Genomic DNA, 25,070 nt, shown 5'->3' with positions numbered 1-25,070 from the left:
TGGCTTATTTAGCGGTTTGAAGGACGTGTTTTCTTACCCAGTCGCTGGTGACCGACTTCGGGCGCTCGAGCGGCATTCCCAGGGCACGACTCCAGATACCGGCGGCAAGTACGCCGAGGGCACGGCTCACGCCGAAGAGTACGGTGTAGTAGCTGAATTCACCGAAACCGTAGTGTACGAGCAGGGCACCGGAGTGGGCGTCAACGTTCGGCCAGGGGTTCTTGACTTTACCGAGAGACTGCAGGATGGGCGGCACGACGTCGAAAATTTTCCACACCGTCGAGATCAGGTCGCTGTCCTGAATGTACTGCTCGGCAAACCGGCGCTGGGCCACGAAGCGGGGGTCCGGTTCACGCAGTACGGCATGCCCGTAACCGGGGATCACCTTGCCCTCGTCCAGTGTCTGCTGAACGTATTCCTGAATTTGCTCCTTGGTGGGCGTCTTGGTTCCGAGATTGTCGATCATCTCGAAGATCCACTTGATCACTTCCTGGTTCGCCAATCCGTGCAGCGGTCCGGCCAGGGCGTTCATCCCGGCGGAGAACGCCAGATAAGGATCGCTGAGCGTAGACCCGACCAGGTTTACCGTATGGGCCGAGGCGTTTCCCCCTTCGTGGTCGGCGTGAATGGTGAGGTACAAGCGCATCAGGCTACGGAAATCTTCGTCGTCGCTACCGAGCATGTGCGCGAAATTCGCGCTGTAGTCCAGGCTGGTATCGGGCTCAATGTGCTCTCCGTTTTTGAAGGCCCGCCGGTAGACGTAGGCCGCTACCCGCGGCAGCCGGGCAATGAGGTTCATGCTGTCTTCGTAAACGGCATCCCAGTATTCATTCTTCGGCAACCCCTCCGCGTACCGGCGGGAGAATATGCTGTCCGACTGCATCGCCATCACGCCAATGGTGAACTGAGTCATCGGGTGCGTATCGGCGGGCAGGCTGTCCAGCGTAGTGAACACCTGTGCAGGGACGTCGGCCCGCCGGTGCCATTCCTGGGTTAGCGCGTCCACTTCCTCGGCGGTGGGAATCTCCCCCGTCAGCATCAGCCAAAATAGGCCTTCCGGCTTCGGCTCACCCTGCGGACCGCTGGGTAAGGACTCCTTGATCTCCGGAATGGAATATCCCCGGAAACGGATCCCCTTCTGGGCATCGAGCTGGCTGGTTTCCCAGAGCATCATCTTAATTCCGCGCGCGCCTCCGAGTACTTGGCTAAGGGTTACCTCGTCGGCTTTCAAGTCACCGTTCGTTTTCGCTATGCTGCGAAGTTCCTGGTATAGCGGTAGGGCTTTATCGGCAAATTTCTTTTTGAGGGCTTCCATCGAATGGGTGGGGAATTAATGTTTAGTGGTCTGTACCGGATGCATTGCTAACGTAACCGCCCGGCATGGGTTGAATGGCAATCGCCGGACCGAAGGGCAATAAACGAAAATTCGCGGGCAACGCGATCAGTTTTCGGACCCTACCCCTTCCTCCGGGGCTGGCACCTCCATCTTTTCCCGCTCGCGCTTCGTCATTCGGTCGCTTCCCTCCTCTTCGGGCTCGGGGTTCGCGTAGAGGCTGGAAACTACCTTTCCGGGATGCGCGATCAGGATGATGTCGCGAGCCGCCTGGTACAGCAACAGAATGATGGTGATCATCATCCCCCCGATCAAGGCCGTATATACCAGTAAGGTGTAGTACACCACGTTATAGAATCCTTGAAAGGTTTCTTCGGCATTGCTGATCGGCACGTTAAGCATCATGAGCAGCACGAGGGCGGCTACGAATACGATCGCGGCGAATCGTGCGATCCACCAGATGCGGTTGTAGTGGTAAGCCTTGAGCTTGCGATCCGTCTGCTGGGTGAACGACAGTAAGGTCAGCATGAGTGCCAGGATCGTCGAGGTCGCCGTCATCGACCCGCTAGCCGTAAAGCGAAGGGTCGGACGGATCTCCTGTAAATTATCTATGGCCTCGGGGTCGGTGATTCCACCGAGTAAGTACGTGCCGAAAAAAATGACTAAAGTGGATAAAACACCACCGATTAAGGCCGATTTTATCGGGGTGAAGGACGAAGCCGGCATAGTGATTACTGAAGGTTAATGGTTCAGTTGTCACCACTACCCCCGCCTCACCACCGATGTTCACTGTTAGAATCCGTAATCGTGGGGGTCGGCACCGAAGCGTTTCCCCCGCTCCAGCGCATCGATTTGTTGCATGTCCTCCTCCGAAAGTTCGAAGTCAAACAAGTTGCCGTTCTCGCGGATCCGCCCCCGGTTCGTACTCTTGGGGATTACGATGACGTCGTTCTGGAGGCACCAGCGGAGCACGACCTGGGCCGCCGTTTTGTCGTAGCGTTCGCCGATTTCTCCAAAGACCGGTTCCTTCAGGAAGTTGCCCTGCATTAGCGGACTCCAGGCCGTAACCGCAATGTCGTGGGCGTCACTGGCCGTAATGGCATCCTGCTGCGCCAGGTAGGGATGGTACTCGATCTGGTTCACTGCGGGTACGATACTTCCGGCCCGAAGAATCTTCTCGATGTTGTCTTCCATGAAGTTACTCAAGCCGATGCTGCGGACCTTCCCCGCCTCCACGGCACGCTCCAGCTCGTTCCAGGCTTGCTCACTGCCGGCTACCGGCCAGTGGAGAAGCACCAGGTCCACGTAGTCGGCCTGTAGCCGACCCAGGCTTTCGTCGAGCGCTTCGGTATTTCGGCCCGCCTCGATGTCGTCGTTCCAGATTTTCGTGGTGAGCCAAACTTTGTCCCGATCTACCGAAGCCGATTGGAGTGCTTTTCCTACCGCCTCCTCGTTTTCGTAAATGCGGGCGGTATCGATGTGGCGGTAGCCGGCTTCCAGCGCCCAGTGGATGGCGTCGATTGTTTCTTTTCCGTTTTCACTCTGCCATACGCCAAGTCCGAGCGTTGGCATATCGAGTCCGTTATTCAGCTTTCTAGTTGTCATGCCCCTCTAACGGTTTGCTCCGGGACAGGTTCCGCCCGCTGCTAGGAATCCATCGTCGACAGGTAGCGGCCGAATCGCTCCATCACCAAACTATGGGCCCGTGCCTGGGTCACTACATAGATGTACCAGGGCAGCGCAGGAACGAATTCGTGAATGGCGGAAATGATGTATCTGTCGTCGAGTACGCTGCGGAACTCCAGCCAACCCTTGTCGATTCGTTTCGCCAGGAGCCCGCCGACGATGTAGAACAACTGACGGTGGTCATCGCTGCGGCTCGGGATGAAGGTCAGTTTGAGCAAGGGCAAGCCCAAAAACTGGAACGTGGAATCGTCACCGCGCGTCCGAACTCCGATGAGCGCACGGAAAAAGATCGGCAACCACCGCTGGTAGAGACGGGCCACGTACGTTGCCGTATGGCCGTGGGGATTAGGTAACCGCTGTACGCTGCGCACCGTATTCTTCTCCTCGTCCGGTGCGGGGACGCGCCCCGGCAGGGCCGGCAGGCTTCCTTCACCGGCGATGGCTAATTCAGCGGCTTCCCGGAAGTTTTTTCGGTTGGGAAAGGCTTGCAGTATTTCGTTGTCCGCGGCCACCATCCGGTGCTGCAGGCTTTCTACCAGCGGCTTTACCAGATCCCGGGGAGAGTCGGTGAATACGCTAACCCAGTAGATCGACAAGCCCGGGCTAAAATACTTTACCGGTCGAATGATCTTACGCTTGCCCCGCAGTTCCGCCACGGTAGCCAGCATTTGCATGTAGGTGGTCTTTTCCGATCCGCCGATATCGATCGTCCGATCGTAGAGGTCGGTTCGGCCCAGGCAGTAATCCACGATGCGCAGCGTGTCGTCCAGGGCGATGGGGTGGGTCGCCGACTGGCACCAGGCGGGGCAGATCAGGACCGGCAGCCGGGAAACCAGTTTGTCGATCATCCGGAAGGAAGAGCCGCCCGCCCCCACGATGATGCCGGCCCGGAGGCTGGTAACCGGGACGCCGGTGGAACCCAGGGTCACTTCCACCTCCCGCCGGCTGGCCAGGTGACGGCTGTAATTTTCGGGGGGCTCGTCGTCGGGCAGCAAGCCGCCTACGAAGACGATCTGTTCTATCCCCTGATTGCGCGCGGCGATGGCAAAATTATCCGCGAGCAATAGGTCGGTATCCTCGAAGCTGCCCTGAGACAGGCGGGCCGACGGAGACATGGAGTGCACCAGGTAAAGCGCGAAGTCGGCACCCCGCACCCCCGCCTCCGTCGAGGTGATGGAGTATAGTTCGACCTGCCGCCACTCGGCTTTGTCGTAAGTAGGGTCTGGCCGCATGGCGCTGCGGCTGAGTGCGATGATGTGGTAGTCGCGGTGGTAGCGCTCGATGAACCAGCGGCCGAGAAATCCGGTAGCACCGGCAATAACGAGGATAGGCCTTTTCATATCCTACCAACCGCCTTTGGGCCAATTGGTTAGCCGTTCACCTGCGCTCCGGCGCAATCGGGAGCTTTATCTGCTCAGAACCGCAGATCCTCCACGTGGTAGCCCGGAAATTCGGCCCGGTCGAAGGTAAAATTGTTATCCGCTAGTTGGGTGTTGCCCCGGGTAGCGTCCAGAAGGAAGGTGTAGCTGCTGCCGTCGCGGCTGAAGGCCTTGACGGAAACGATTTCCCGGCGCTGGCCGTCGACGAGGAGCCGAAGCTTGGTAAAATCGCTTTCGTTGCGATCGAGCGGTTTCAGCTCGATCACCTGGAGGGTGCGCCCGTCCTGCGTTTCCTCGCCCTGCATGGCCAGCACATAATCGTCGCCCTCGTAAAAATTAAACAGGTTCTGAGGGGTGAGCACGCCGGTGGTCTCCCCGGGCTCCGGCAAGTCGTTGATCTGCACCTCCTTACTGCCGTGCAGAATGATGTAAGCGGCATCGTCGTTGATGATTCCCTCCTGGTTGCCGAGTTTGAACCGGACCAGGTCGCCCCGGCGGGTCACGCTTCCCCGTTGCACTTCCACCGGCTGGCCCGGAAAGGCGAGCTCGAGCCTGAAATCCGCGGCCATGGTCGTATAGCCGTCGTATTTCTTGCGGATGTTCTCCAGGATTTGCTTCGCTTCGGGATCACTATCGGCAGCCTGGGTGTACTGCTTATTATCCTGGGCGGAGAGCATGCCCGTCAGCAAAAGAAGGATGGGAAGGAAAAAGAAGGTTTTCATGTAGCATACTTGACTACTCCCTTAACGCCGGAAAGCGACTTTCGGACGTTCGACGGATATTAAGGAGTCGTTAAAGGGCGGCGAGCGCAGGTGCGGCGAAGGCCAAAAGGTGAGGCTGGCCAACAAACCCGGGGCCAAGCAAAGAGGTTATGACACCAAACGCTTTGCTGAAATATGAGAATCTCTGTTTGTTTTCTTACCTTGTGGGCCCAAACAGTCTTCCAGGCTCGCATTAGTAACACCCTAACCCACCAACCGGCATGAAAGCCAATAGTAACGCCGAGCAGGCGCTTGTGTCCGACGACCAGTTCCGAGCGCTTCGTTTCAATTTATTGCAATCCTGTAGCTGGATAAACGACAACCTGCGGAAGTTCCTACAGCCGCACAATATTACGCCCAAGCAGTATAATATTCTCCGCATTCTCAATGAACGCTACCCGGAATCCCTTTCGATCCAGGAAGTACGGGAGATGCTGGCGGATAAAATGTCCGATGCCAGCCGTCTCGTCGACCGGCTGGAGAAGAAAGAGCTGATTGACAAGTTCCCCTCCGATCAGGACCGTCGCAGTAACCGCGCCCGGATTACTAACGGCGGTCGACAGTTGCTCGAAGTGATCAACCGCGACCGCGAGCAGCTTGATTCCGTCATTAGTGAACGTTTATCCGAAGGTGACGTAGAGCATCTCAACGACCTGTTGGAGCGCCTGAAAGACGCGTAAAAGCGGCCATGAAAGCCGGAACAGTTCGGGCAGATACGGTCCAGCGCGGCCGTCGGGTAGATTTCCTCGGTTATTGTACACCAGGGGCCATAAGATATCGCCGGCGAGCGGATGCCTTCCGGGTAGCTTACTTTCCGAAGGGCTAACTTTGCACGATGAATCTATCCGCGCGGATGGCTTGGCGCTACCTGTTCGCGCCTAAATCGACCAATGCCATCAACATCATCACCTTCGTAGCTGCCTTCGGGGTGGCCATCGGAACGGCGTCGCTAATTATCGCGCTGAGTGTCTTCAACGGCTTTGAAGACATTTTCGTGGGGATGTTCAACAACCTCAACCCGGACGTGCGCATCACGGCGGCAAAGGGAAAGACGTTCGAGGCGACCGATAGCCTCCTTACCGAGATCCGGTCGGTGGAGGGCGTAAGCGTAATCTCCCACACCCTGGAAGAAACCGCCCGTTTCCAATACCTCGGCCACCAGGCATTCGGCCCGCTCAAGGGAGTAGACCGCGAATACGCCCGCATCAACGGGATCGACACCATGATAAAGGACGGCCAGTACGATTTGCTGGTACCCCAGGTGGAAACGATGGGATCGATAGTGGGGCAGAATCTGGCCCGAGAGCTATTGATCGACCCGGAAAACCGCGTCAACCCGCTGTCCATTTACGTGCCCCGCCCACGAACCCGCGGCGGTAGCTCGATCCTGGCCAGCGGTCGGCTACCCTACCGGGTTCGGGAGGTGCTGCCGATGGGAATCGTGCGCAGCCAGGAGGCCTTCGAAAATCAGGCGGTACTGGTAGATTTATCCGTGGCCCGGGAGCTGCTGGGCGTGGACGCGCCTACGGTATCTTCCCTGGAAATAAAACTGGGCCCGGGTTTCGACAATCCGAGAACGTTCCGCGCCCTGGAGCGGCTGCTTGGAGACGATTACCTAGTTCGCAATCGCTTCGAGCAGGAAAATAGCATCCTGAAGTTGATGCGAGTCGAAAAATACGTAGCCTACGCTATTGTCACCCTGATGGTCATCCTGATCAGTTTTAACCTGGTCGGTGCCCTGTGGATGATCGTCCTGGAGAAACGGCAGGATATCGTTATTCTGCAAAGCCTGGGAATGGTCGGTTCGGAGATCCGCAACGTATTCCTGCGCGTCGGACTACTCATCAGCGCCATCGGACTGGGAACCGGATTCGCCCTGGCTACCCTGATCTACCTTATCCAGACGCACTATGGAATCGTCGGCCTGCCGGGCACCCTTGCGGAAGCCTACCCCATGTCATTGCGTGCGGTAGACTTCCTGGTGGTGACCCTGACGGTATTGGTGATCGGGCTGCTGGCCTCGATATTGCCCGCCAGGCGGGCGGAGCGGGTGTCCACCCATTCGGTAACCGCGGAATAACGGCCCTATGCGGCCATTTTCCGTTGCTCTCCGCGGTGGAATTCCCGGAAAGAGATCATCCGCTGGGATTCCTCGTCCCACAGCTTATTGAACATAAGCGGAAGGCTCTGCAGGAAGGTGATCTTGGTCACGTGGCGCTGCAGCACGGGGTTCTCCTTGGCACAGCGGCGGAGGTTATAATTCGGGATCCGGCTGCTGAGGTGATGGATGTGGTGGTAACCGATATTACCGGTAAGGAAGTGCATGATACGGGGAAGCTTGTAGAAGGTCGCTCCCTTGATCGCCGCGGTGAGGTAATCCCAGTTTTTCGACCACTGCATGTACGTCTGATCGTGCTGGTGCTGCACGTAGAAGAACCAGAACGCGATGATGCCGAAGAAGAAAATAATGCTCCCTTGAATGATGAGGAACGCCTTCCAGCCTACCAGGAAACCCAGTCCTACATAGGCTGCCAGGATCAGTAAGTTGTTGATATGTTGCTTGCGGTGGATGGGAGACCAGCCGGGAAACTTGATGCGCGGCATGCGCATAACCACCCCGAGGTAAACCATTGGCAGCACGACGAAAAGCACCACCGGATTACGGAACAGTCGGTACTTGAACCGGCCCCACCGGTTGAGCTCCCGGTACTCACCTACCGTCAGAAAGTCGATATCCCCGATATCACGATGCTCCAGCTGACCGGTATGCCCGTGATGGAAGCTATGCACCCGAGCCCAGTAGGTATACGGGATCGAGCTGAAGAAGGAACAAACAAATCCGATCGCGTCGTTTACCTTCCGTTTCCGAAAGAAGGAGTAATGGCCGCAGTCGTGTTGGATGATAAAGATGCGGACCAGAAAGAAGGCATTTACCATGCCGAGGAGCAGGGTCAACCAAATGGAATAACCTACACTGAAGTACATAGCTATCCACAACGCGAGAAAAGGACCGAAACTGCTGAAGAGTTGGCCGATCGCTCGCCAGGTATTAGCCTGCTGGTACTGAGAAATGATGGTTTTCCAGTTCTTGAGCGACGCGTGGATATCTTCTACGGTGTTCTGAATTTGTACTTGCACTTGGTAAATTTTAATGATGTACCCTCGGGGCTTAAGGAATTACGATTCGGGAATCTCCGCACATTCGGCTTCCGCGAAGGGCACCGAAGGGTAGATAACCCGGGTATAGGTCCAAAAAGCGCCGAAATATACACGTTTGCCCCTACTTATAGTCGAGATTACAATATCCATAACGGTCACGGGGGATAAGTGTTAAACGCGGGACGTTATAGTTTAGTCAAAACCCCCGATGATTTTGAACCCGAGCGCGGTCCTAACTTACCGCTCGTTGCTTTCACCGGCGGGTTGAAGTCCGTATAACTGGACCATTTTGTCAAAGATCGCCGTGTTCTCGTAGATCCCGCTGAAGCGCTCTGCTCCCGGGCCGAAAGCGAAGACCGGTATCAGGTCTGCCGTGTGGTAATCCGAGGTGAAAGCGCCGTCGATCTGTCCCATGGAAGAACCGTTGTTGATGGCATAGCCTCCCGTTTCGTGGTCGGCGGTGACGATAACCAGGGTTTCGCCGTCCTGCTGGGCGAAGTTTAGCATGGCACCGATGGCCTGATCGAACTCGATCATTTCGGAGATGATGTAGTCGCTATCGTTGGAATGGCCGCCCCAGTCGATCTGTGAGCCTTCGACCATCAGGAAAAAGCCCTGGTTTTCCGTATCCCGTTCATCGAGGTAATCCACTGCCAGCTCGCTGGCGTCTACCAAATAACGGCGGCCCTGGCTGTACGGGAGGGGCTCTCCGTCGGCGGTGTAGTACCCGATATTTTTGGCACGGTCGACGATGAGGTCTTTGATGTCCGTATCGACAAACGACTGGAGATCGTTCCCACGCTCACGGAGTTCATCGCTTAAATTTCGCTCGTCGGTTTCCCTGCGCTCGAAGAATTTCGCTCCGCCGCCGATGAACAGGTCGATGTCCGTGTTGAGGAGGTCGGCGGCGATCTCCTCGTAATTTTGCCGGTAGCGGGCGTGGGCGTAGAAAGCCGCCGGAGTAGCGTGCACGATGGATGAGGTAGCTACGAGGCCGGTAGGCATGCCGGCGGCTTCGGCCATCTCGAGAATGGTGGGAGCGGCAAGGGTATCGGCGTCTACCCCTATGGCACCATTATAGCTCTTTACTCCCGACGCAAAGGCTGTAGCACCCGCCGCGGAATCGGTGATGAGGTTGTCGGCGCTGTAGCTTTTGTGCAGGCCGATGACGCTGAAACGCTCCAGATTGAGGCGGTTGTTGTTGCTGTAAAGGCCGGCCGAGATTTGCGTGATACCCATTCCGTCTCCGATCATGAGGATAATATTCTTCGGTCCTCGCTCGGACCGGACGTATTCGGCCAGCGGCTCCGCCTCGATCGGACGGGGGGCCGGCGTCGCAAGTGCGGACGGAGCTGCCGTTGGTGTAGGCGGCGGTACGGTGGGCGCTTGGACGGTGGACTGTGGGGCGGGTCCGCAGGCGGTAACCACCAGTAGAATCAGGAAGGGGAGAAGAAAATATCGATCCATCATGCTACAAAGATATACCACCCCATCGAGTGCGGCCGAGACTAGGTTATGGTAGGCCCGGGAAAGAACCGGAAGCCGATAGCCGGTACCGTTGTCCGGGTAATGCGGAAATGATACCCTGCATTTCCAGGCTTAGCAAGCGACTCGCCAATTTGGCGGGTGGCCACTGCAACTTGGTACTCAGCTCGTCAATCCGGCTTCCGCTTGCTTCTTCCTGCAGTAGATCGACTACCTGGCGTTCTTCCGGAAGGAGCGACAGAAAGAGCTGCAACTGCTTCCGCCCTTCGGCCGCCGGCTTCCAGGCCAACAGGCGGACGATGTCTTCCGGACCGTCAATCAGGAATGCCTTCCCCTGTTTGATCAGGGCATTGCAACCGGCCGTGCTACGGTCTCCTCCGCGACCCGGGCACGCACCTACCTTTCGCCCCAGCTCGTGCGCCATGTTTGCCGTGATGATGGACCCGCCACTTACATCCGATTCTACGACAAGCGTCATCTCCCCCATCATGGCTACAATCCGGTTGCGGGCAGGAAAATGCTCCCGCTCCGGCTTTACCCAGGGGGGGTATTCGGTTAGTACTCCCCCACCCTGCCGGCAGATGTCCTCGGCCAGCTTACGGTTGGCGTAGGGATACACGTACTGTAGCCCGCTTCCCAGAACCGCCAACGTCGGGAGGCCCCGTGCCAGCGCCCTGCGGTGAGCTGCCGTATCGATTCCGTATGCCAGTCCGCTGACGATAAGGGGATCGTATTCAGCCAGCGGATCCAACAGCCGCTCTATCTGCTGACCGGCTGTCCGGCTTACGCGCCGCGTTCCTACTACGGCCAGGGTGCGGCGGCGGCTCAGGTCGGTGTTACCCCGGTGGTAAAGGATAGCCGGGGCCCGCTCGAAATTCCGTAGTGTCGCCGGATACCGCTCACTCCCCGCCCGAAGAATGTGTACCCCATGCCTTACAGAAAATTCGAGTATCGCCTCGGCTTCCCGCTTTGGAGCAGCGGCACCGATGCGCGACGCCAGCTCCCGGGAAACGCCGGGAACTACCGACAATTCCCGGGCCACCGCCGTCAACGCTCCTTCCGCGCTACCAAAATGCCGCAGCAACTGACGGTACACAACGGGACCTATACCGGACACGCGACTCAGCGCTACGGCGGCAAACTCCTCCGTATACATATATAAAAAACTAAAGGATCAAAGAGGTGCCGCGAAGGAGTAGAAAAGCATGGGAACCGAGTAAGGGTAAAGATGGCGCGACAGACCGAAGATACGAATTAAAACAAAATGTTGTCTATTTATCCATAGGTTTTTCTCCCGTAAGTAGTAAATTTGCGCCTCACTTCGGGAGGATTGGCGGAGTGGTTGAACGTGCCTGATTCGAAATCAGGTGTACCTTCACGGGTACCGGGGGTTCGAATCCCTCATCCTCCGCATAAGCCTGTGGCCCGATCACCGCAGGTGATCGAAACAATAAGCCCCACGTCCGTACAAAGCTCCGCTTTGGTAAGGAGGTGGGGCTTACTGTTACAGCCCGAAGGGCGGGCTACAGGCTTTTGCAGTCCCAGGAGGGGGTACGTAGCAATCCTCGTTTTCTCTTACTTACTTCAAGCAATACATATCCCTAATAAAAAGGGCCGACACCCAAAGGTGCCGACCCCGGTTTCACGTGGTTTCGGCCATTATTGCTTCACGAAGCGCTCGATCATCTTGCACTTGCCCTGCAATTGTAGATAGTAGATACCAGGTGACAGGTCCGCGACGGACAGGTCGGTCCGGAAGATTCGATCTGCTTTCTCGTAGCGAAAGTCGCGAACCCGGCGTCCTAGTCCGTCCAAAAGGGTAACGCCAACATCTCCCGTATAATCGTCGGTGAGCTCGAGGGAAATACGTTCCGTGACGGGGTTAGGGTAAACGGTAAGGCCAGCCTCGGTAACCTGCGCCGTTTCGTAAGCCAGAACGAGTTCCTTGGCGTCCCCCTTTACCAGATTAGCTTGGTACGGCGCGCAATTCTGGGCGGGTTCCCCGGTGCCCGAGGGAAGAACATCAGACGGAGAGAGGATGAGTTTGTCCAATTTCGTACCCGGCTCGCGGGATGCTACCGTAATGGTGTGTTCGCCCGGCGCGAGCAGGAAGGTAACCGGCCGGGAGTCATCGTTTAAACGACGCCATTCGAAGCCCGCGGTCAACAATGCTGCCCCGCTTTCTTCCCGCCACATTTTGATCCATTCGCCACCGTCCATTCTGACCCAGAAGGAATTCCGGCCGACATCGGGGGCATCGAGCCGGAAAAAGAGGTGATAGGAATGCTCCTCGGCGGTTACGAAGCTATAGTTGAGGTACTGGTCTGGGTGCTGCATTGATGGCTGCCCTTCACAACGACAGCCGGTATAACTGACGAACTGGTTACCGCTCGCTGCAGGATCTTCGCTTAATCGCCATTCGGTATCGCGGATCGTACACTCCGCTTCAAACGAGAAGAACGCGGCGCTCGGTGGGTTGTCGGGCGAAGCAACCTGTACGGTGATGGTTGCGGTGCCGGTCTTGCCCGTGTCGTCGGTTACCGTCAATTCGACATCGTAGATGCCGGCGCTCAGGCTTATCGTCGGCGTGGCACCACTGGCGCTCCCGCCGGACCAGGTCCAATCGTATTGCACGATTTGTCCGTCGATATCGTAGCTCGTACTGCCGTCCAGTTGAACCGTTAGGGGAGCTACCCCCTGGGTGACCGAGGCGGAAGCAATGGCCGCGGGCGGCTGGTTGTTGAGTTGCGAACAGTTGGCGGCCAACTCGCCGAAGCCGGTGGGTGGACTGGATTGCTGGGAGAGGAATACCTTATCCAGCAGGGCACTACCCTCGCGGAAGGCAATATCAATCGTATTGCTACCGGCGGCGAGTTCCAGCGTATCGGGAAGAATATCCCAGGTGAACTTGTCGGTGCAGTCGATATTGTTCCACCGAATCCAGCTTCCCTCGTTGGCCCGCACCCAGAAGGAGTCAGATTCGCGGTCGGGAGTAAAGGCCCGTAGCTGCAAAAAGAAGCCACCGGCAGCTACCCGCTCCAGGGTGAAACGGAGGCGGTTTTCGGGCAGATCGGCCGGCGGAATGGTAGTGGAACGTCGGCCAGGAGCGGAGACGTACGCCTGATTGGAGGCTTTATCGTCGGGAATGATTTCCCAGTTGCTACCTACCGTAGCGCATTCCGCTTCCAGCCAAAAACTGGTCATCGTGTTGGCTTCCGATGAGTCGCAGGCATCGCCCACGCCGTCACCGTCACTGTCCGATTGGTCCGGATTGTAGGTTGTGGGACAATTGTCCTGATCGCTACCTATACCGTCGGCGTCCACATCATCGTCCGGGACACTGAATTGATCGGCGCCGATGCTGGGAGGATCGCTCCTGTCCTCTCCATCGATATCCGTATTGACTTCGGCAACGGTTAGACCGGCGCGCGCCAGGGCCGGATTATTCGCATGCAAATCCGTAGGGGATACGAACTGTGGATCCTCACTTAGGGAATAAAGACCCTGCCCCACCGCGCTGTACCATGCTTCCAGATTCGGCACGTTCTTCTTTTCCCACTGGACCAGATAAGGGCCGGTGGAAAACAGGTTATTGTATTGCATGTCCACGGAGGTGGCGTAAAGCACGCTTACTGCGCTACCCGCACCCGCTCTTAAAATGTTATTCCGCACCGTCAGGTTCCCGATGCTCACCGTAGTAAAGGGTGTACCGGTGTTAGTCTGAAACAAGCTGTTGTAGTAAAAATTCAGGTTTTCAGAATTGACCAGGTACACCGCATGGAGACCGTCGTCTGGCAGGGAGACAATGTTGTTAGCCACGAGGACCGGGGTTGATAGCGTGCCGTCACAGTCGTTAGCGTACAGCCCGTAACGGCTATACCCACGCTGTTTGCCGATAATCCGGTTACCGGTCAACACGCCGCCATTCAGATACTGAAGAAAGACCCCGAAATAGGAGAAATCCTGCAATACATTGTCGGTAACCTCCGTGCCGGTGGCCTTGGCACGCGCGGTTCCCGTGAAGTAGATGCCCGTACTGCCGCCGGTAATTACATTGTTGCGGATACGGATATCGCTGGCCGTATCTAAATCCATGTACACGGCAACTTGGTCGGTAGTCAACAGGGTCGTTGTAGGGGCTATCACCTTGGTACCGCTTATGACCAGATCACTAACATCACCGAATACGGTCAATGCCCTGGCGTAGGCGCCCCCGGTCGCCAGCACGGTAAGCGCTTCTATGCGTACGTGTTCCGCCCCGTTAAGCTGAAGGACATAATTATTCAAAAGGCTGCGCCCCGAATATCTGATCGTTACATCATCGGCGTGACCGCTTTCCGCTCGGAAGGTGATTGTATTGACCGGGGAAGCACCGTTGATCGCGGTAAGTTTCACCTGCTCGAAATAATTTCCGGATCGGAGATGAAAGGTCACCGGCCCGGATACGCCCTCGGCCTTGAGGTCGGCAACCGCAGCGTTGATGGAACTATAGTCCGGACTGCTGCCACCAATGGTGTACGAGCCCTGTAGCTGAGCGTGCAATGTTCCAAAGCCTATTATGCTGAATAGGGCCAGGATCAAATGTAGCGAGCAGGAAAAGATCTTTTTTGGGTAAAGGTTAGCCATAAGCAATAGCGATGTAAGTAGTTAGGTAAAGGTGTTGAGAAATACGGGCAGTCCCTTAAAAGCCAAATAATCTTCCTTTTAAGAGGCTGAGTGATTGCCATACATTATCCAAGTATGCGTTACAACGCTCCTACCTGGACCAACTAGTACCCTCACACGTTAAATTCGGTGACCGGGATAAGAAATGGACGTCCCCTTCCGGAATAGCGTAGGCGCATAATCTGACGGACCTACCGCGCGGTGGATGAGGACCTTAACTGCCCGATCCAACGTTTTTCGCTGAATTTTCGCTCCGGTAGGTTCCGCTATGCCGCTCGGCTAGCTCGATCGGGTGTTGGCTGCGGGGGTGTGATGCTTTCATCCAATCGGAAATGCGCATCCATACGACCCGGTAGCCGGTTAGGGGAGGCGAACCCCATCCATTCGCGGGTAGGGGTTGGACAAGTTACAGGCAGTCTTGGCGCATTAGTGCGACTCTTCGGGATATAGTTAGCACAGTTCGCCGTGGTCTGCCCGTAAAGCACGTAGGTGGCGAACAAAAAATGGCCCGTTCCAGCGGGTGGAACGGGCCATCGGTTCGATCTTATTACCTGCGCTCCCCGATAGCAATCGGGGCGAAAGCTAGTTAGCCATTTCACTAAGGAACTTGATCCGAACGAGCTTGATCTCGTCCAGGGTCACGTCTTCTTCTTTCAATTGCTGGTAGGCGACATCAGGATCATCGGTTTCGGCGCCCATGAAGTACTCGTAGGCTTCCTCCAGACTGTACTCATCAACTTCCTCCTCGACGTAGTAGTCGATATTTAGCTTGGTACCGGAGGATACGATGACCACCATCTCACTGAGCAACTCGTCCATGCTGAGCTGGTTGCTGGAGGCAATGTCTTCGAGGGAGAGCTTGCGGTCCACTCCCTGAATGATATTGACCTTGGTTTTGGACTTATTAGCGACTTGCTTGACTACGAAATCAGAAGGACGGTCGATCTGATTCTCCTCGCAGTACCGCTCAATCAGGTTCAGGAACGGAGTAGCGTACCGCTTCGCCTTGCCGATACTGACGCCATGGATGTTCTTCATCTCCTCGAAGTCGATCGGATAGCGGGTAGCCATGTCGACCAGGGAGGGATCCTGGAAGATGACGAAAGGTGGAATGCCCAGTCGTTTAGCCTCTTTTTTACGAAGATCCTTCAGCGCCAGGAGCAAGGTCTCGTCCAGCACCACGGCCTTTGCGTCGTCCGCTTCCCCGCGCATATCGTCGGCCAGCTCCTTCTCGAAGTCGTGGTCGATGGGAATCTCGAAGGTATAGGGCTTTTTAAGAAACGCTTCGCCTTCCTTAGTTAGCTTGAGTGTACCGTAAGACTCGATGTCCTTACGCACCAAGTTATTTAGTAGCGCTTGGCGGAATACGGAACTCCAGAAAACATCTTCCTTGTCCTTACCACTGCCGAAGCCCGGTAGGTCCGTGAATCCGTAATCCTTCATCTGCTTGGTTTCCTTACCGAGGACGAACTCGGTCAGGGTCTTAAGCGGATAGTTCTCATCGAGGGTTTTGACGGCCTGCAAAGCTTCCACTACCGATTGCGTAACCTCCACCCGCTCGCGGGGGTGGCGGCAGTTGTCACACATTTTGTTGCAGTTCACTTCGTCGTACTCCTCTCCGAAGTAGTGGAGCAGGAACCGGCGGCGACACGCGGTGGTCTCCGAGTAGGCCATCACTTCCTGCATCAGCTGAGCACCCATTTCCCGCTCCATCAGCGGCTTATCTCGAAGGAATTTCTCCAGTTTCAGGATATCCTTATAGGCGTAGAAGGCGATACACCGGCCCCCGAGGCCGTCGCGGCCGGCACGGCCCGTTTCCTGGTAGTAGTTCTCGATGGACTTTGGGATGTCGTAGTGCATCACGAAGCGAACGTCCGGCTTGTCAATGCCCATCCCGAAAGCGATCGTGGCACAAATGACGTCGACGTCCTCCATCAAAAACTGATCTTGGGTGCGCGAGCGGGTCTTGGGATCCAGCCCGGCGTGGTAGGGAGCGGCCTTTACTCCGTTCACCACCAGTGCCTGGGCAATCTCTTCGGCAGATTTCCGGCTTTGGACGTAAATAATGCCCGACTGGTCCGGCATTTCCTTCACGATCTTGATGATCTGGCGGAAGGTGTACTCTTTCTTTCCCTTCGGGCGTACCTCGTAGTAGAGGTTATCGCGGTTGAAGGAAGATACAAAGGTGTTATGATCTTCCCCCATCCGGAGGTTCTTGACAATATCCGATTGCACCTTCGGCGTGGCGGTGGCGGTAAGCGCGATGATCGGAATATTGTGGCCGATCAGGTCCAGCATCTCCCGGATCCGGCGGTACTCCGGGCGAAAGTCGTGCCCCCATTCCGAAATACAGTGCGCCTCATCGATGGCTACGAAGGAAATACGAGCTTCCCGGAAGAACTCAATGTTCTCCTCCTTTGTCAACGTTTCGGGGGCGACAAAAAGCAGCTTGGTCTTTCCGGAAGTGATGTCTTCCTTAACCTGACGCATCTGCGTCTTGGATAATGAAGAATTGAGGAAGTGCGCGATCTCGTCCGATTCGCCATGGGAACGGATCGAATCAACCTGGTTCTTCATCAGGGCGATGAGCGGTGAAATCACCAAAGCACAGCCTTCCATCATGATGCCCGGCAACTGGTAGCAAAGGCTTTTACCGCCGCCGGTGGGCATGATTACAAAGGTGTCCTTTCCGTCGAAAAGAGACTGGATGATAGCTTCCTGGCTCCCCTTGAATGTGTCGAATCCGAAATTTTCGGCTAATGCTTCTTCTAAAAAACTTACTGACGCTTTGGCTGTCATTCTTTTTGTTTGTTTCGGCCGAACCGTTGTTCGTTACTTAATGCAAATCTAAAGTAACAACTTGTGCCCGAATAATGGCTAAGGAGCCGTTAACGGATTTCTACCGCCGTGTGATATGAAATGATGTTAGAAATTGGGTCAGGCATCGGGGAATACTTATTTATCGGCGAGCAATGCTTAGACGTAAGGGAGTTGTAAAAGTCAACCCCTACTTTGCCGCTCTCTCCCCATCGCAAAAAACCGTCCTCCACTTTGAACCCCACCCACCTGGTAACCCAAACCGCCCGAAAAACGCTGGAGATAGAAGCCCGTGCGCTGGAAAAACTGGCGGAAAGCATTGGTACGGAGTTTGCCCGTTGTGTCGAGGTGATCCATGAAAGTAGTGGCAGGATCATCGTGACGGGAATTGGTAAAACAGCAATTGTAGCCCAAAAGATTGTGGCCACGCTAAATTCAACCGGTTCCCCAGCTTTCTTTTTACACGCCGGCGACGCAATCCACGGTGACATCGGCATGATCCAGCCGGATGACTTCGTCCTGATGATTAGCCGTTCCGGGGAAACCGCCGAGATCAAGGTGTTAGCGCTGCTGGTGCACAACATGGGCAATCCCCTAATCGCGATGACCAGCCGCCGGGACTCTTCCCTCGCCCGCCAGGCCGATTATCTCCTGTACACCCCCTTCGAACGGGAAGCCGATCCGAACGAGCTGGCCCCCACCACCAGCACCACCCTGCAGATGGCCATGGGCGATGCCCTCGCCACTTCCCTGTTGGCGCTACGGGGCTTTACACCGGCTGACTTTGCCCGCTTTCACCCCGGCGGATCGCTGGGAAAACAACTCTATCTACGGGTAAAAGACCTATACCCCCAGAATCAGAAGCCCCAGGTGTACCCCGACACTTCCCTGCCCGAAACCTTGCTCGAAATGACCAACAAATGTTTGGGAGCTACAGCCGTGGTGGACCGAGCCTCCGGACAGCTGTGCGGCATTGTTACGGATGGCGACCTCCGCCGGCTATTGAACCGCCGCCAGGACCTCACCGGAATCACCGCCGCCGACCTGATGTCGCCCACCCCCCGAACGGTCCGCGCTTCGACCCTGGCCGTGCGCGCGGTGGGCATCCTCGAGACCTTCAGTATCAGCCAACTCATCGTAGTCGATGAGCAGGATAGCTACCTGGGCTTTGTACACCTCCACGATTTCATGCGGGAAGGGCTCGTATAAAACAAGTCGTGGGGATGCCGGTCGTTGCCGTACATCCCCACGCCCGTATGTATTAGTAGGGTCGAACCTACTCCTGCACGATCTCCATATCCATTTCCTGAACCACGTCCGGGTGCAGGCGCATGGTGAATTGGTACGTACCGAGCTCCTTGGCCTCCTCCGGCAGTACGATCTTGCGACGCTCTACGTCGACGCCGAATTGCTCCTGGAGCAGGTTACGGATCTGTAGCTGGGTGATCGATCCGAAGATGCGGCCACTGGTGCCCGACTTGGCACCAACCCGGAGGGTCTTACCCTGTAGTTTCTTGGCGACCTCACGGTAGACGTCCAGTTTTTTCTGCTCCTGAGCGTTCTCGCGACGCACCATTTCGTTCAGCCGGCCCATATTGGATTTGTTACCAATAATAGCGAGTCCGCGCGGCAACAGGTAGTTCCGGCCGAAACCGTCCTTTACCTCGACGACTTCGTGCTTATCGCCGACTTTTTCGACGTCTTGCAGCATAATTACTTTCATATTGAATTATGTTGTCCCGGCTTTATGGGGCTTTACCCGCTACATATGCCGGTTAGGGTGAATAAATCTTGAGTTGTCGGTTGTCGGGTTTTGTGACATAACCGACAACCGACAACCGTACTACTTAAGAAGGTCCGTGACGTACGGCAGCATGGCCAGGTGACGCGCCCGCTTAATCGCGGAAGCCACCTTGCGCTGGTACTTCAGGGAGTTGCCGGTGATGCGGCGGGGAAGGATCTTCCCTTGCTCGTTCACGAAGGTGAGGAGGAAGTCGGGATCCTTGTAATCGATGTACTTGATGCCGTAACGGCGGAACCGGCAGTACTTCCGGCGGCGTCCTCCGATCTTGGGATTCGAGAGGAACTTGATATCATCGCGACTGGCCATGATGAATTGTTTTTGTGGTTACTACGGTGGTTATTCCTCTTCCTTGAAGGATTCGGCGTCGCCCGAGGGGACACCGCTGAGGTGGGGAGAGTCTGCCTTCTTGCGGCTGATGCCGTGGGCGGCGGGCTCGGTCTTGGCGGGCTTCTCCTGCTTGTGCCGCTTGGCCTTGCCGATCTTACCGGCACGCTTATCGGCGTTGTACTGAACTCCGTACTTGTCTAGGGCAACGGTGAGGAAGCGCAAAATGCGTTCGTCCCGGCGCATGCCAAGCTCGAAATTTTTCAGAAAGGCGCCGTTTGGAGCGGTATACTCCACACAGTAGTAGACACCGTTGTTGCGGTTGTTAATGTCATAAGCCAGCGTGCGCAGGCCCATCTCATCCACAAATACAATCTCACAGCCCTCCTTTTGGAGGTTGTCTACGTACGCCTGAGCTGTCGCTTTGATCTCATCCCCCGACAGCGTTGGGTCTACGATGAATGTAGTCTCGTAATTTCTCATCGGATCAGGTGTACTGATTGGTTAAAAACAATGGTTTCGCATGCTTCACGACCGTGGGTGGGTCCAAAGCGGGTGCAAAGATACACTTTTTTTCTTACGCACCTAATGAAATTCATTGCGCCGGAGCGCAGGATCAAACTATTCGGGCAAACTGGACAGAATTTTCCTCCCCCTGCTCCTAAATCCGGGGCTGCCGTTTGGAATATGGTGCGTCAGGCACGCCCGTAATTCGCCGGCCAAATCCGGGTACAGGTCACAAAAATTGGCAACAACCTGCATGGCGAAGACCCGATTGGCGACGGCCGCCTCCGGATCATCCGTTATTCGCAATGCCAAGTCGACGAGTTTTCCGTGCAGCCGTTCCGGTATGGCGTCGGACGGCAGTTCACTCAGGTACCGCAGGAGGTTTCGCCCGACGGATGGAAACCGGGGCTGATCCAAGGCTTCCAACATCGCATCCAAATAGGGGGTCAACCAACCGGGTTGAATGCGACCGAGATTGCCTACCACCATGGATGCACGGTTTACCTGCGCGGCGTCGCTCCCTTCCAATACGATTTGCATTAGCTCGCCTACGTGCTCCGGTGCGTCCAGCACGCGTTGCAGTACGCGATCCGCATCCGCGCGGTAATTCCCCTCGGCTAACCAGTTTTGCACCTTCACCAAATGAAAATAGGGTAACCCCGACGGAGTTACCCTATTTAATTGGTACGGTTGGCTGCTGCGTTACTGGTCGAAGGACATATTCATCTGGCGGGAAGCCTCTACCAGTTCCTGGTACTCTTCGGTACTCAAGCCATCGTAGCAGAATTGAATGGGATCGACCTTTACGCCGTCCTTCTCGATCTCGTAGTGAAGGTGATCGCCGGTGCTGCGACCGGTGCTGCCTACCAATCCGATAAGATGGCCGCGGTCTACTTCCTGCCCCTTCTTGACTTTAATCGCGCTCATGTGGGCGTAGCGTGACTTGAATCCGTATCCGTGGTTTATGATGACGACGTTGCCATAGGAAGCACTGCGGCCGGCAAACTCGATAACCCCCTTGCCGGAAGCCTGGATTTCCGTGCCTTTCCGGCAGTTGAAGTCGATGCCATAGTGCATCTTCTTTACGCCTAGAATCGGATGGATGCGGTAGCCGTAACCGGAAAGATTCTCCATTTTCCGGCTAAACTGATCGCCGCGGATGGGTTTGATACTGGGAATGGAAGCCAGCATGTCCTCCTTGCGCATGGCCATATCGGCTACCTCGTCCAGCGAACGACTGTGCAGATCTACCTGGTAGCGCAGGCGATCGACCCGCTCCCGCAGCCCGGCCATTTGGTCGCCTACGTGGGGCAGGCTCTTCAGGCTTTCGTAGGCGTCGTGTCCGCCACGACCACCCTGAAATACGTCGTTGTCGATCGGCTCCATACGGAGCGCGAGACGGACCGTGTTATTGCTGCGCTCGTGCAGGTGCGCTACGATACCGGCCAGGTCCTCGTACTGCGTACTCAGGTTTTCGTTCTCGGTTTTGGCGATATCCAGCTCCTGCATAAGCATGCGCTCACTCGGACTGGGAAAGTACCGGTGTACCAGGGCGGTAAATAGCAGGCCGGCGAGAACGGCGGCACAGAAGAAGCTGAAGAAGCGTAAGACGGTGAGGCTTAGAGGCTCTACTACTCTGTCGTACTGTAAAGTACGCTGATTGAAAATAAATTTTTCACGTCTCATTGACGAAGGCTTAAAACATAGATCACCGTTCCAGAACGTACCGCTTGTTGGTTTAGTACGCCTTAATTGCTGGTGGCGGCGGCGGGATACCGGTCCGGCCCGGTCATCCCTTAAACCGAATGTAAGGTTATTCGGTAGACAGCTACAACTTCTCCGAGCAAAAGTTGTGCGAGCCAAGTTCCGCCAAAGCAGAGGGGAAGGCATCCTTTCGGACCCTTCCCCTCCATTAACTTTTCGAAATGTTGACGTTAAGTAGATCTATAAGGCAGCCGGACGCTCCCCAATCAAAGCCTTCAGTTTCTTCCGTGCAAGGAAGATGCGGCTCTTGACCGTACCAATGGGAATGTTCAGGTAGCTGGCAATTTCTTTGTACTCGTAACCCCGGTAAAACATGAGGAAGGGAACGCTGTAGATCTCACTGATCTGACGAAGCTTGTCTTCCAGCTCCTCCATCCGCATATTCATCTCACCTCCGTTGGCGATCGCGCTTTTGTTCTCGACGGCGAAGAGGAAACTCTCCACGGGTTCATTGACGTGCTTGCGACTCTTCATCTTCCGGTAGCGGTTGATGTAGGTGTTACGCATAATCGTGGATGACCAACTCTTGAAATTAGTTCCCATCGCAAACTTATCCCGGTGCTTGTAAGCTCGGAAAATCGTTTCTTGCATCAGGTCCTGTGCGTCTTCATAGTTTCTGGTGAGGCGAAGTGCAAACGAGAAGAGGATGTTCTCGAGGCGGTCCATTTCGGACATAAACTGCTGGTTGGTCATGCTAAAGCTTAAAATGTATGAAAAATCTCAAATGCACTCTCCGATAGTCGTGCAAAAGCCGTGCCAACAATCTATTTTGCTGATGTTTAGTCGCTTAGCCGCCTGAACATTGTATTAATGCTAGCTTAATATAAGCAATTGACTATATACAATAACCAGCGATCGGTGTGCCTGCCTTGGCTGCTGCCAATCCCCTACTACTTTTCGGAAGTTTACGGCCAGTGTGCGAACATGATTCCCACGCCCTCGTTAACCCGACCAAAGCTTTCCATCCTGCTCCCTCTTGAATAGATGTTCAGTTCGTCTCAAGCCTGACTCGATCGCTTACGCAAATCCGGAATCAGATCCATGCAAGGGCAAAACCTTACCCACATCAATGATGACAAGGTCAACGAAGTCTTGGCCCACACCGGATTATCGGTGCTTCTGATTACGTCCACCTGGGACGGGCACGGGATTATTATGCGTACCTTACTCGAGGGTCTTTCCAATCGCTACACGAAGGTATTCTTTGGTGTAGCTGACGTAGAGGCCTCCCCGCGGATCTGCAAAGTTTTCAATGTCACTAATCCGCCCGGGCTTCTACTCGTTAAAGATGGTGAACTCATCGAACGCACTACCGGAGCCGTGGGCGGCAGCAGCATCGTTGAAATGATCGAACGCAACTCTTAAGATAAATAACGGAACCAGTGAGCGAGGATATTTTTAAGGTTTTTATCCTGGAAGACATGCCGGTTGACCTGGAACTGGTCAAGCGCCAGGTCCGTAAGTTCAACCCGAATGTCCTATTCGCCGTGGCGAAACACCGGGCCGAATTTCAGGAGAAGGTGGTCATGTTCCAGCCGGACATCGTGCTGTCGGATTACAACCTGCCCGACATGAACGGGTTGGAGGCGCTTCTCTACGTGCGGGAGCACCTGGATAGCACTCCGTTCGTTTTTATTACCGGCATACTTAACGACGAAGAGAAAGTAGCAGAGGCTGTCCTTACCGGTGCTTCCGGTTACCTGCTCAAGGAAAATCTTCGCAACCTCCCCGAATTGCTTTCAACCGTTGTAAAGCAAAACGAGCAGGCCATGGCCCAACGGGAAATCGAGTGGGAGCGGCGGCGTAGCAATCAGATCAAACTTCGGAAAAGCATCGCTCAATTGCGGCAAGCTAATTTTCCAGGCAGCGACGAGCTCGCCCTTAGCTTACAAGAAGTAGCCGACAACATGGGGTGAGCTGCCGTTTTCCCGCACCGGCTATCCGCGCAAATGAAGCGAAGCCAGAACACGAGCTTCCGGATAGAGTCATAAAGTGCCACTAACCGCTCGTACCTGCAACTTACCCGTGAACATGGAGCCGACCCGGGCACAGGTCATCCAAACGACTTAGGACGCGGTCACGACTTCCGCCGCGACCGGCCTGATCGGAGACATATCCGGGTTGGCGGCGGACGGCGCGCCTGAGCGATCGTTCGTTTTCACGATATTTTCGATCAACCGGTTGTACTCCAGCATATGATTGATGAAGGTGAGGAAGTTGTCGATGTCTCCTACCGGCGTTTCGGCGCTGACTTCATTCATTTTCTTCTTGAACTCATAGAAAACTTTGAAGCCGTCCAGCATGCGGTGAATCTTACCGGAAAGCTGGGCTATCTCATCCACGGAAGTGGGAGGAAGCCCTTTATCTCCGCGCATGCCCAGCGCGTCGCGATTCGTAAAAGTGGTTTTCAGATCGGTTGTCACCAGATCTTCTAAGGGTACCGAAAAGTACAAGGCCATCTCATTGATGAGGGCAAGGCGTGGTTCTACGTTCTTGGTCTCATAGGCAGCAATATTACTGCGCTTGACCCCAAGGTCATCGGCCAACTGCTGCTGGGATAGCTTCCGCTGCTTGCGCAGAAACTTGATGTTACTTGATAAGAAATTCAATTTCCGGGGTTGAAAGTTTTATGAGAATGGTTTAAAGATAAGGTTTAAACGCTGAATCTTTGGTTCACATTACACGATAATTGCTAAAATGAAACTCTAAACCTGGATTTACTCCCGACCGGAGCCTCAAACGCACCGGATCCCACCAAAATGTTGAGGTTGTGGCGGTCGACAATGAACATCCGGGACCAGCGTACGATATAATTATGTGCGTCATTATCGATGCTCGTTAACTTAAAATTTCCTCATAATGAACGACAATAACAGCTCAGGAAAAGGATGGGCCCTCGGATTTGGACTTATCGCTGGCATCGCCGTAGGATATTATCTCAACTCCAATGAAGGACGCTCCATGCAACGCAAGGCCCGCGCTCAGTTTGATGAGTACGGCAACCAAATCAACCAGTACAGCCAAGAGGTCACTACTAAAGCCAACCAGCTCGTCGAAGACGCAAAGGTGAAAGGCCAGGAGTACCTCAACCAGGCCAAAACGAAAACCAACGAACTGACTAATCAGGCAAAGGTGAAACTCGACGAAGGTAAGGAGTGGGCATCCCACCAAGCCGAATCGGCGCGGTCCACCATCGACAAGCAAACTACAAAGGCGAACCAAAATGCCCAGTCTGCAGTCAATACCGCGGAGAGCAGCTTCAACCGTGGAGTAAATAAAGCGGAACGGAAAATGGACGAGAATCGCGAAAAGATCGATCGTACTACCGAGAGCTAGGCGTTCATCCGGCTTCGCGAAAGCCTTTCTACATTACGGCCATGCAATGT

The 25,070-nt window shown here is 55.3% G+C and carries 23 protein-coding genes and 1 tRNA gene; 7 read left to right on the top strand and 17 right to left on the bottom strand.

Translation table 11 applies throughout. The features are described from left to right. Positions 1 to 4 precede the first annotated feature (4 nt). The 5 genes from CLV84_RS02610 to CLV84_RS02590 form a co-directional block, all read right to left on the bottom strand. Positions 5 to 1,315 carry a citrate (Si)-synthase gene (locus tag CLV84_RS02610; protein ID WP_104418178.1) on the bottom strand — a complete coding sequence of 437 codons (1,311 nt, stop codon included), beginning with the start codon at positions 1,313 to 1,315 and terminating at the stop codon, positions 5 to 7. 126 nt (positions 1,316 to 1,441) lie between these two features. Beyond that, a complete protein-coding gene (locus tag CLV84_RS02605) occupies positions 1,442 to 2,059 on the bottom strand; it encodes a hypothetical protein (RefSeq protein ID WP_104418177.1) in 618 nt (205 codons plus the stop codon). Between the two features lie 66 nt (positions 2,060 to 2,125). Continuing rightward, positions 2,126 to 2,938: an aldo/keto reductase gene (locus CLV84_RS02600; RefSeq protein WP_104418176.1), complete on the bottom strand. Its 813-nt coding sequence runs from the start codon at positions 2,936 to 2,938 to the stop codon at positions 2,126 to 2,128. A 41-nt stretch (positions 2,939 to 2,979) separates the two neighbouring features. Next, the gene (locus CLV84_RS02595; protein WP_104418175.1) at positions 2,980 to 4,359 is read right to left on the bottom strand and encodes an NAD(P)H-binding protein; all 1,380 of its coding nucleotides are present in this window, start codon (positions 4,357 to 4,359) and stop codon (positions 2,980 to 2,982) included. A gap of 74 nt (positions 4,360 to 4,433) precedes the next feature. Beyond that, positions 4,434 to 5,120: a LolA family protein gene (locus CLV84_RS02590; RefSeq protein WP_104418174.1), complete on the bottom strand. Its 687-nt coding sequence runs from the start codon at positions 5,118 to 5,120 to the stop codon at positions 4,434 to 4,436. A gap of 260 nt (positions 5,121 to 5,380) precedes the next feature. On the opposite strand from CLV84_RS02590, the gene CLV84_RS02585 reads away from it, so the two are divergent. Further along, entirely contained in the window at positions 5,381 to 5,839 is a 459-nt protein-coding gene (locus CLV84_RS02585; protein WP_104418173.1) for a MarR family winged helix-turn-helix transcriptional regulator, read from the top strand. Positions 5,840 to 5,994: 155 nt separating this feature from the next. Next, on the top strand, positions 5,995 to 7,239 hold the full coding sequence (locus CLV84_RS02580) for an ABC transporter permease (RefSeq protein WP_104418172.1): 1,245 nt from the start codon (positions 5,995 to 5,997) through the stop codon (positions 7,237 to 7,239). A gap of 5 nt (positions 7,240 to 7,244) precedes the next feature. Here CLV84_RS02580 and CLV84_RS02575 read toward each other — a convergent pair whose 3' ends face one another. From CLV84_RS02575 to dprA, 3 genes are all read right to left on the bottom strand, one after another. Then, a complete protein-coding gene (locus CLV84_RS02575; RefSeq protein ID WP_104418171.1) occupies positions 7,245 to 8,297 on the bottom strand; it encodes a fatty acid desaturase in 1,053 nt (350 codons plus the stop codon). 258 nt (positions 8,298 to 8,555) lie between these two features. Next, the gene (locus CLV84_RS02570) at positions 8,556 to 9,788 is read right to left on the bottom strand and encodes an alkaline phosphatase (RefSeq protein ID WP_245911364.1); all 1,233 of its coding nucleotides are present in this window, start codon (positions 9,786 to 9,788) and stop codon (positions 8,556 to 8,558) included. Between the two features lie 43 nt (positions 9,789 to 9,831). Further along, positions 9,832 to 10,959, bottom strand: coding sequence for a DNA-processing protein DprA (gene dprA, locus CLV84_RS02565; RefSeq protein ID WP_104418170.1), 1,128 nt, complete (start codon positions 10,957 to 10,959; stop codon positions 9,832 to 9,834). Between the two features lie 168 nt (positions 10,960 to 11,127). On the opposite strand from dprA, the gene CLV84_RS02560 reads away from it, so the two are divergent. Continuing rightward, positions 11,128 to 11,214: transfer RNA gene (locus CLV84_RS02560), tRNA-Ser, on the top strand. Between the two features lie 248 nt (positions 11,215 to 11,462). On the opposite strand, the gene CLV84_RS22260 is transcribed toward CLV84_RS02560, so the two are convergent. Then, positions 11,463 to 14,429, bottom strand: coding sequence for a right-handed parallel beta-helix repeat-containing protein (locus tag CLV84_RS22260; protein WP_104418169.1), 2,967 nt, complete (start codon positions 14,427 to 14,429; stop codon positions 11,463 to 11,465). Between the two features lie 621 nt (positions 14,430 to 15,050). After that, positions 15,051 to 17,267, bottom strand: coding sequence for a RecQ family ATP-dependent DNA helicase (locus CLV84_RS02550; protein WP_104418168.1), 2,217 nt, complete (start codon positions 17,265 to 17,267; stop codon positions 15,051 to 15,053). Between the two features lie 252 nt (positions 17,268 to 17,519). On the opposite strand from CLV84_RS02550, the gene CLV84_RS02545 reads away from it, so the two are divergent. Further along, positions 17,520 to 18,494, top strand: coding sequence for a KpsF/GutQ family sugar-phosphate isomerase (locus CLV84_RS02545; protein ID WP_104418167.1), 975 nt, complete (start codon positions 17,520 to 17,522; stop codon positions 18,492 to 18,494). A 67-nt stretch (positions 18,495 to 18,561) separates the two neighbouring features. Here CLV84_RS02545 and rplI read toward each other — a convergent pair whose 3' ends face one another. The 6 genes from rplI to CLV84_RS02515 form a co-directional block, all read right to left on the bottom strand. Beyond that, positions 18,562 to 19,008, bottom strand: a complete 447-nt coding sequence (gene rplI, locus CLV84_RS02540; RefSeq protein ID WP_104418166.1) for a 50S ribosomal protein L9 — start codon at positions 19,006 to 19,008, stop codon at positions 18,562 to 18,564. A gap of 120 nt (positions 19,009 to 19,128) precedes the next feature. Beyond that, positions 19,129 to 19,395 carry a 30S ribosomal protein S18 gene (rpsR, locus tag CLV84_RS02535; RefSeq protein WP_104418165.1) on the bottom strand — a complete coding sequence of 89 codons (267 nt, stop codon included), beginning with the start codon at positions 19,393 to 19,395 and terminating at the stop codon, positions 19,129 to 19,131. Positions 19,396 to 19,425: 30 nt separating this feature from the next. Then, positions 19,426 to 19,896 (bottom strand): 30S ribosomal protein S6, encoded by a 471-nt coding sequence (rpsF, locus tag CLV84_RS02530; RefSeq protein WP_104418164.1) that lies wholly within the window; start codon positions 19,894 to 19,896, stop codon positions 19,426 to 19,428. A gap of 138 nt (positions 19,897 to 20,034) precedes the next feature. After that, positions 20,035 to 20,553, bottom strand: a complete 519-nt coding sequence (locus CLV84_RS02525; RefSeq protein WP_146088681.1) for a hypothetical protein — start codon at positions 20,551 to 20,553, stop codon at positions 20,035 to 20,037. Between the two features lie 69 nt (positions 20,554 to 20,622). Beyond that, a complete protein-coding gene (locus CLV84_RS22205) occupies positions 20,623 to 21,606 on the bottom strand; it encodes a M23 family metallopeptidase (RefSeq protein WP_170067537.1) in 984 nt (327 codons plus the stop codon). Positions 21,607 to 21,864: 258 nt separating this feature from the next. Further along, positions 21,865 to 22,377: an RNA polymerase sigma factor gene (locus CLV84_RS02515; RefSeq protein ID WP_104418161.1), complete on the bottom strand. Its 513-nt coding sequence runs from the start codon at positions 22,375 to 22,377 to the stop codon at positions 21,865 to 21,867. Positions 22,378 to 22,725: 348 nt separating this feature from the next. Between CLV84_RS02515 and CLV84_RS02510 the strand changes: the two genes are divergently transcribed. Together CLV84_RS02510 and CLV84_RS02505 are read left to right on the top strand one after the other, a co-directional pair. Next, a complete protein-coding gene (locus tag CLV84_RS02510; RefSeq protein ID WP_104418160.1) occupies positions 22,726 to 23,049 on the top strand; it encodes a thioredoxin family protein in 324 nt (107 codons plus the stop codon). 17 nt (positions 23,050 to 23,066) lie between these two features. Further along, complete coding sequence (locus CLV84_RS02505; protein WP_104418159.1) at positions 23,067 to 23,600, top strand: response regulator transcription factor; 534 nt, start codon at positions 23,067 to 23,069, stop codon at positions 23,598 to 23,600. 150 nt (positions 23,601 to 23,750) lie between these two features. Here CLV84_RS02505 and CLV84_RS02500 read toward each other — a convergent pair whose 3' ends face one another. Beyond that, positions 23,751 to 24,293, bottom strand: coding sequence for an XRE family transcriptional regulator (locus CLV84_RS02500; protein ID WP_104418158.1), 543 nt, complete (start codon positions 24,291 to 24,293; stop codon positions 23,751 to 23,753). A gap of 250 nt (positions 24,294 to 24,543) precedes the next feature. Between CLV84_RS02500 and CLV84_RS02495 the strand changes: the two genes are divergently transcribed. Beyond that, positions 24,544 to 25,020, top strand: a complete 477-nt coding sequence (locus CLV84_RS02495; protein WP_104418157.1) for a YtxH domain-containing protein — start codon at positions 24,544 to 24,546, stop codon at positions 25,018 to 25,020. Positions 25,021 to 25,070 lie beyond the last annotated feature (50 nt).

Origin of the sequence: Neolewinella xylanilytica (assembly GCF_002934605.1) — a bacterium.
GTDB lineage: Bacteria > Bacteroidota > Bacteroidia > Chitinophagales > Saprospiraceae > Neolewinella > Neolewinella xylanilytica.
Note: the sequence above shows the minus strand (reverse complement) of the source record. Positions and strands in the feature narration are given on the sequence as shown.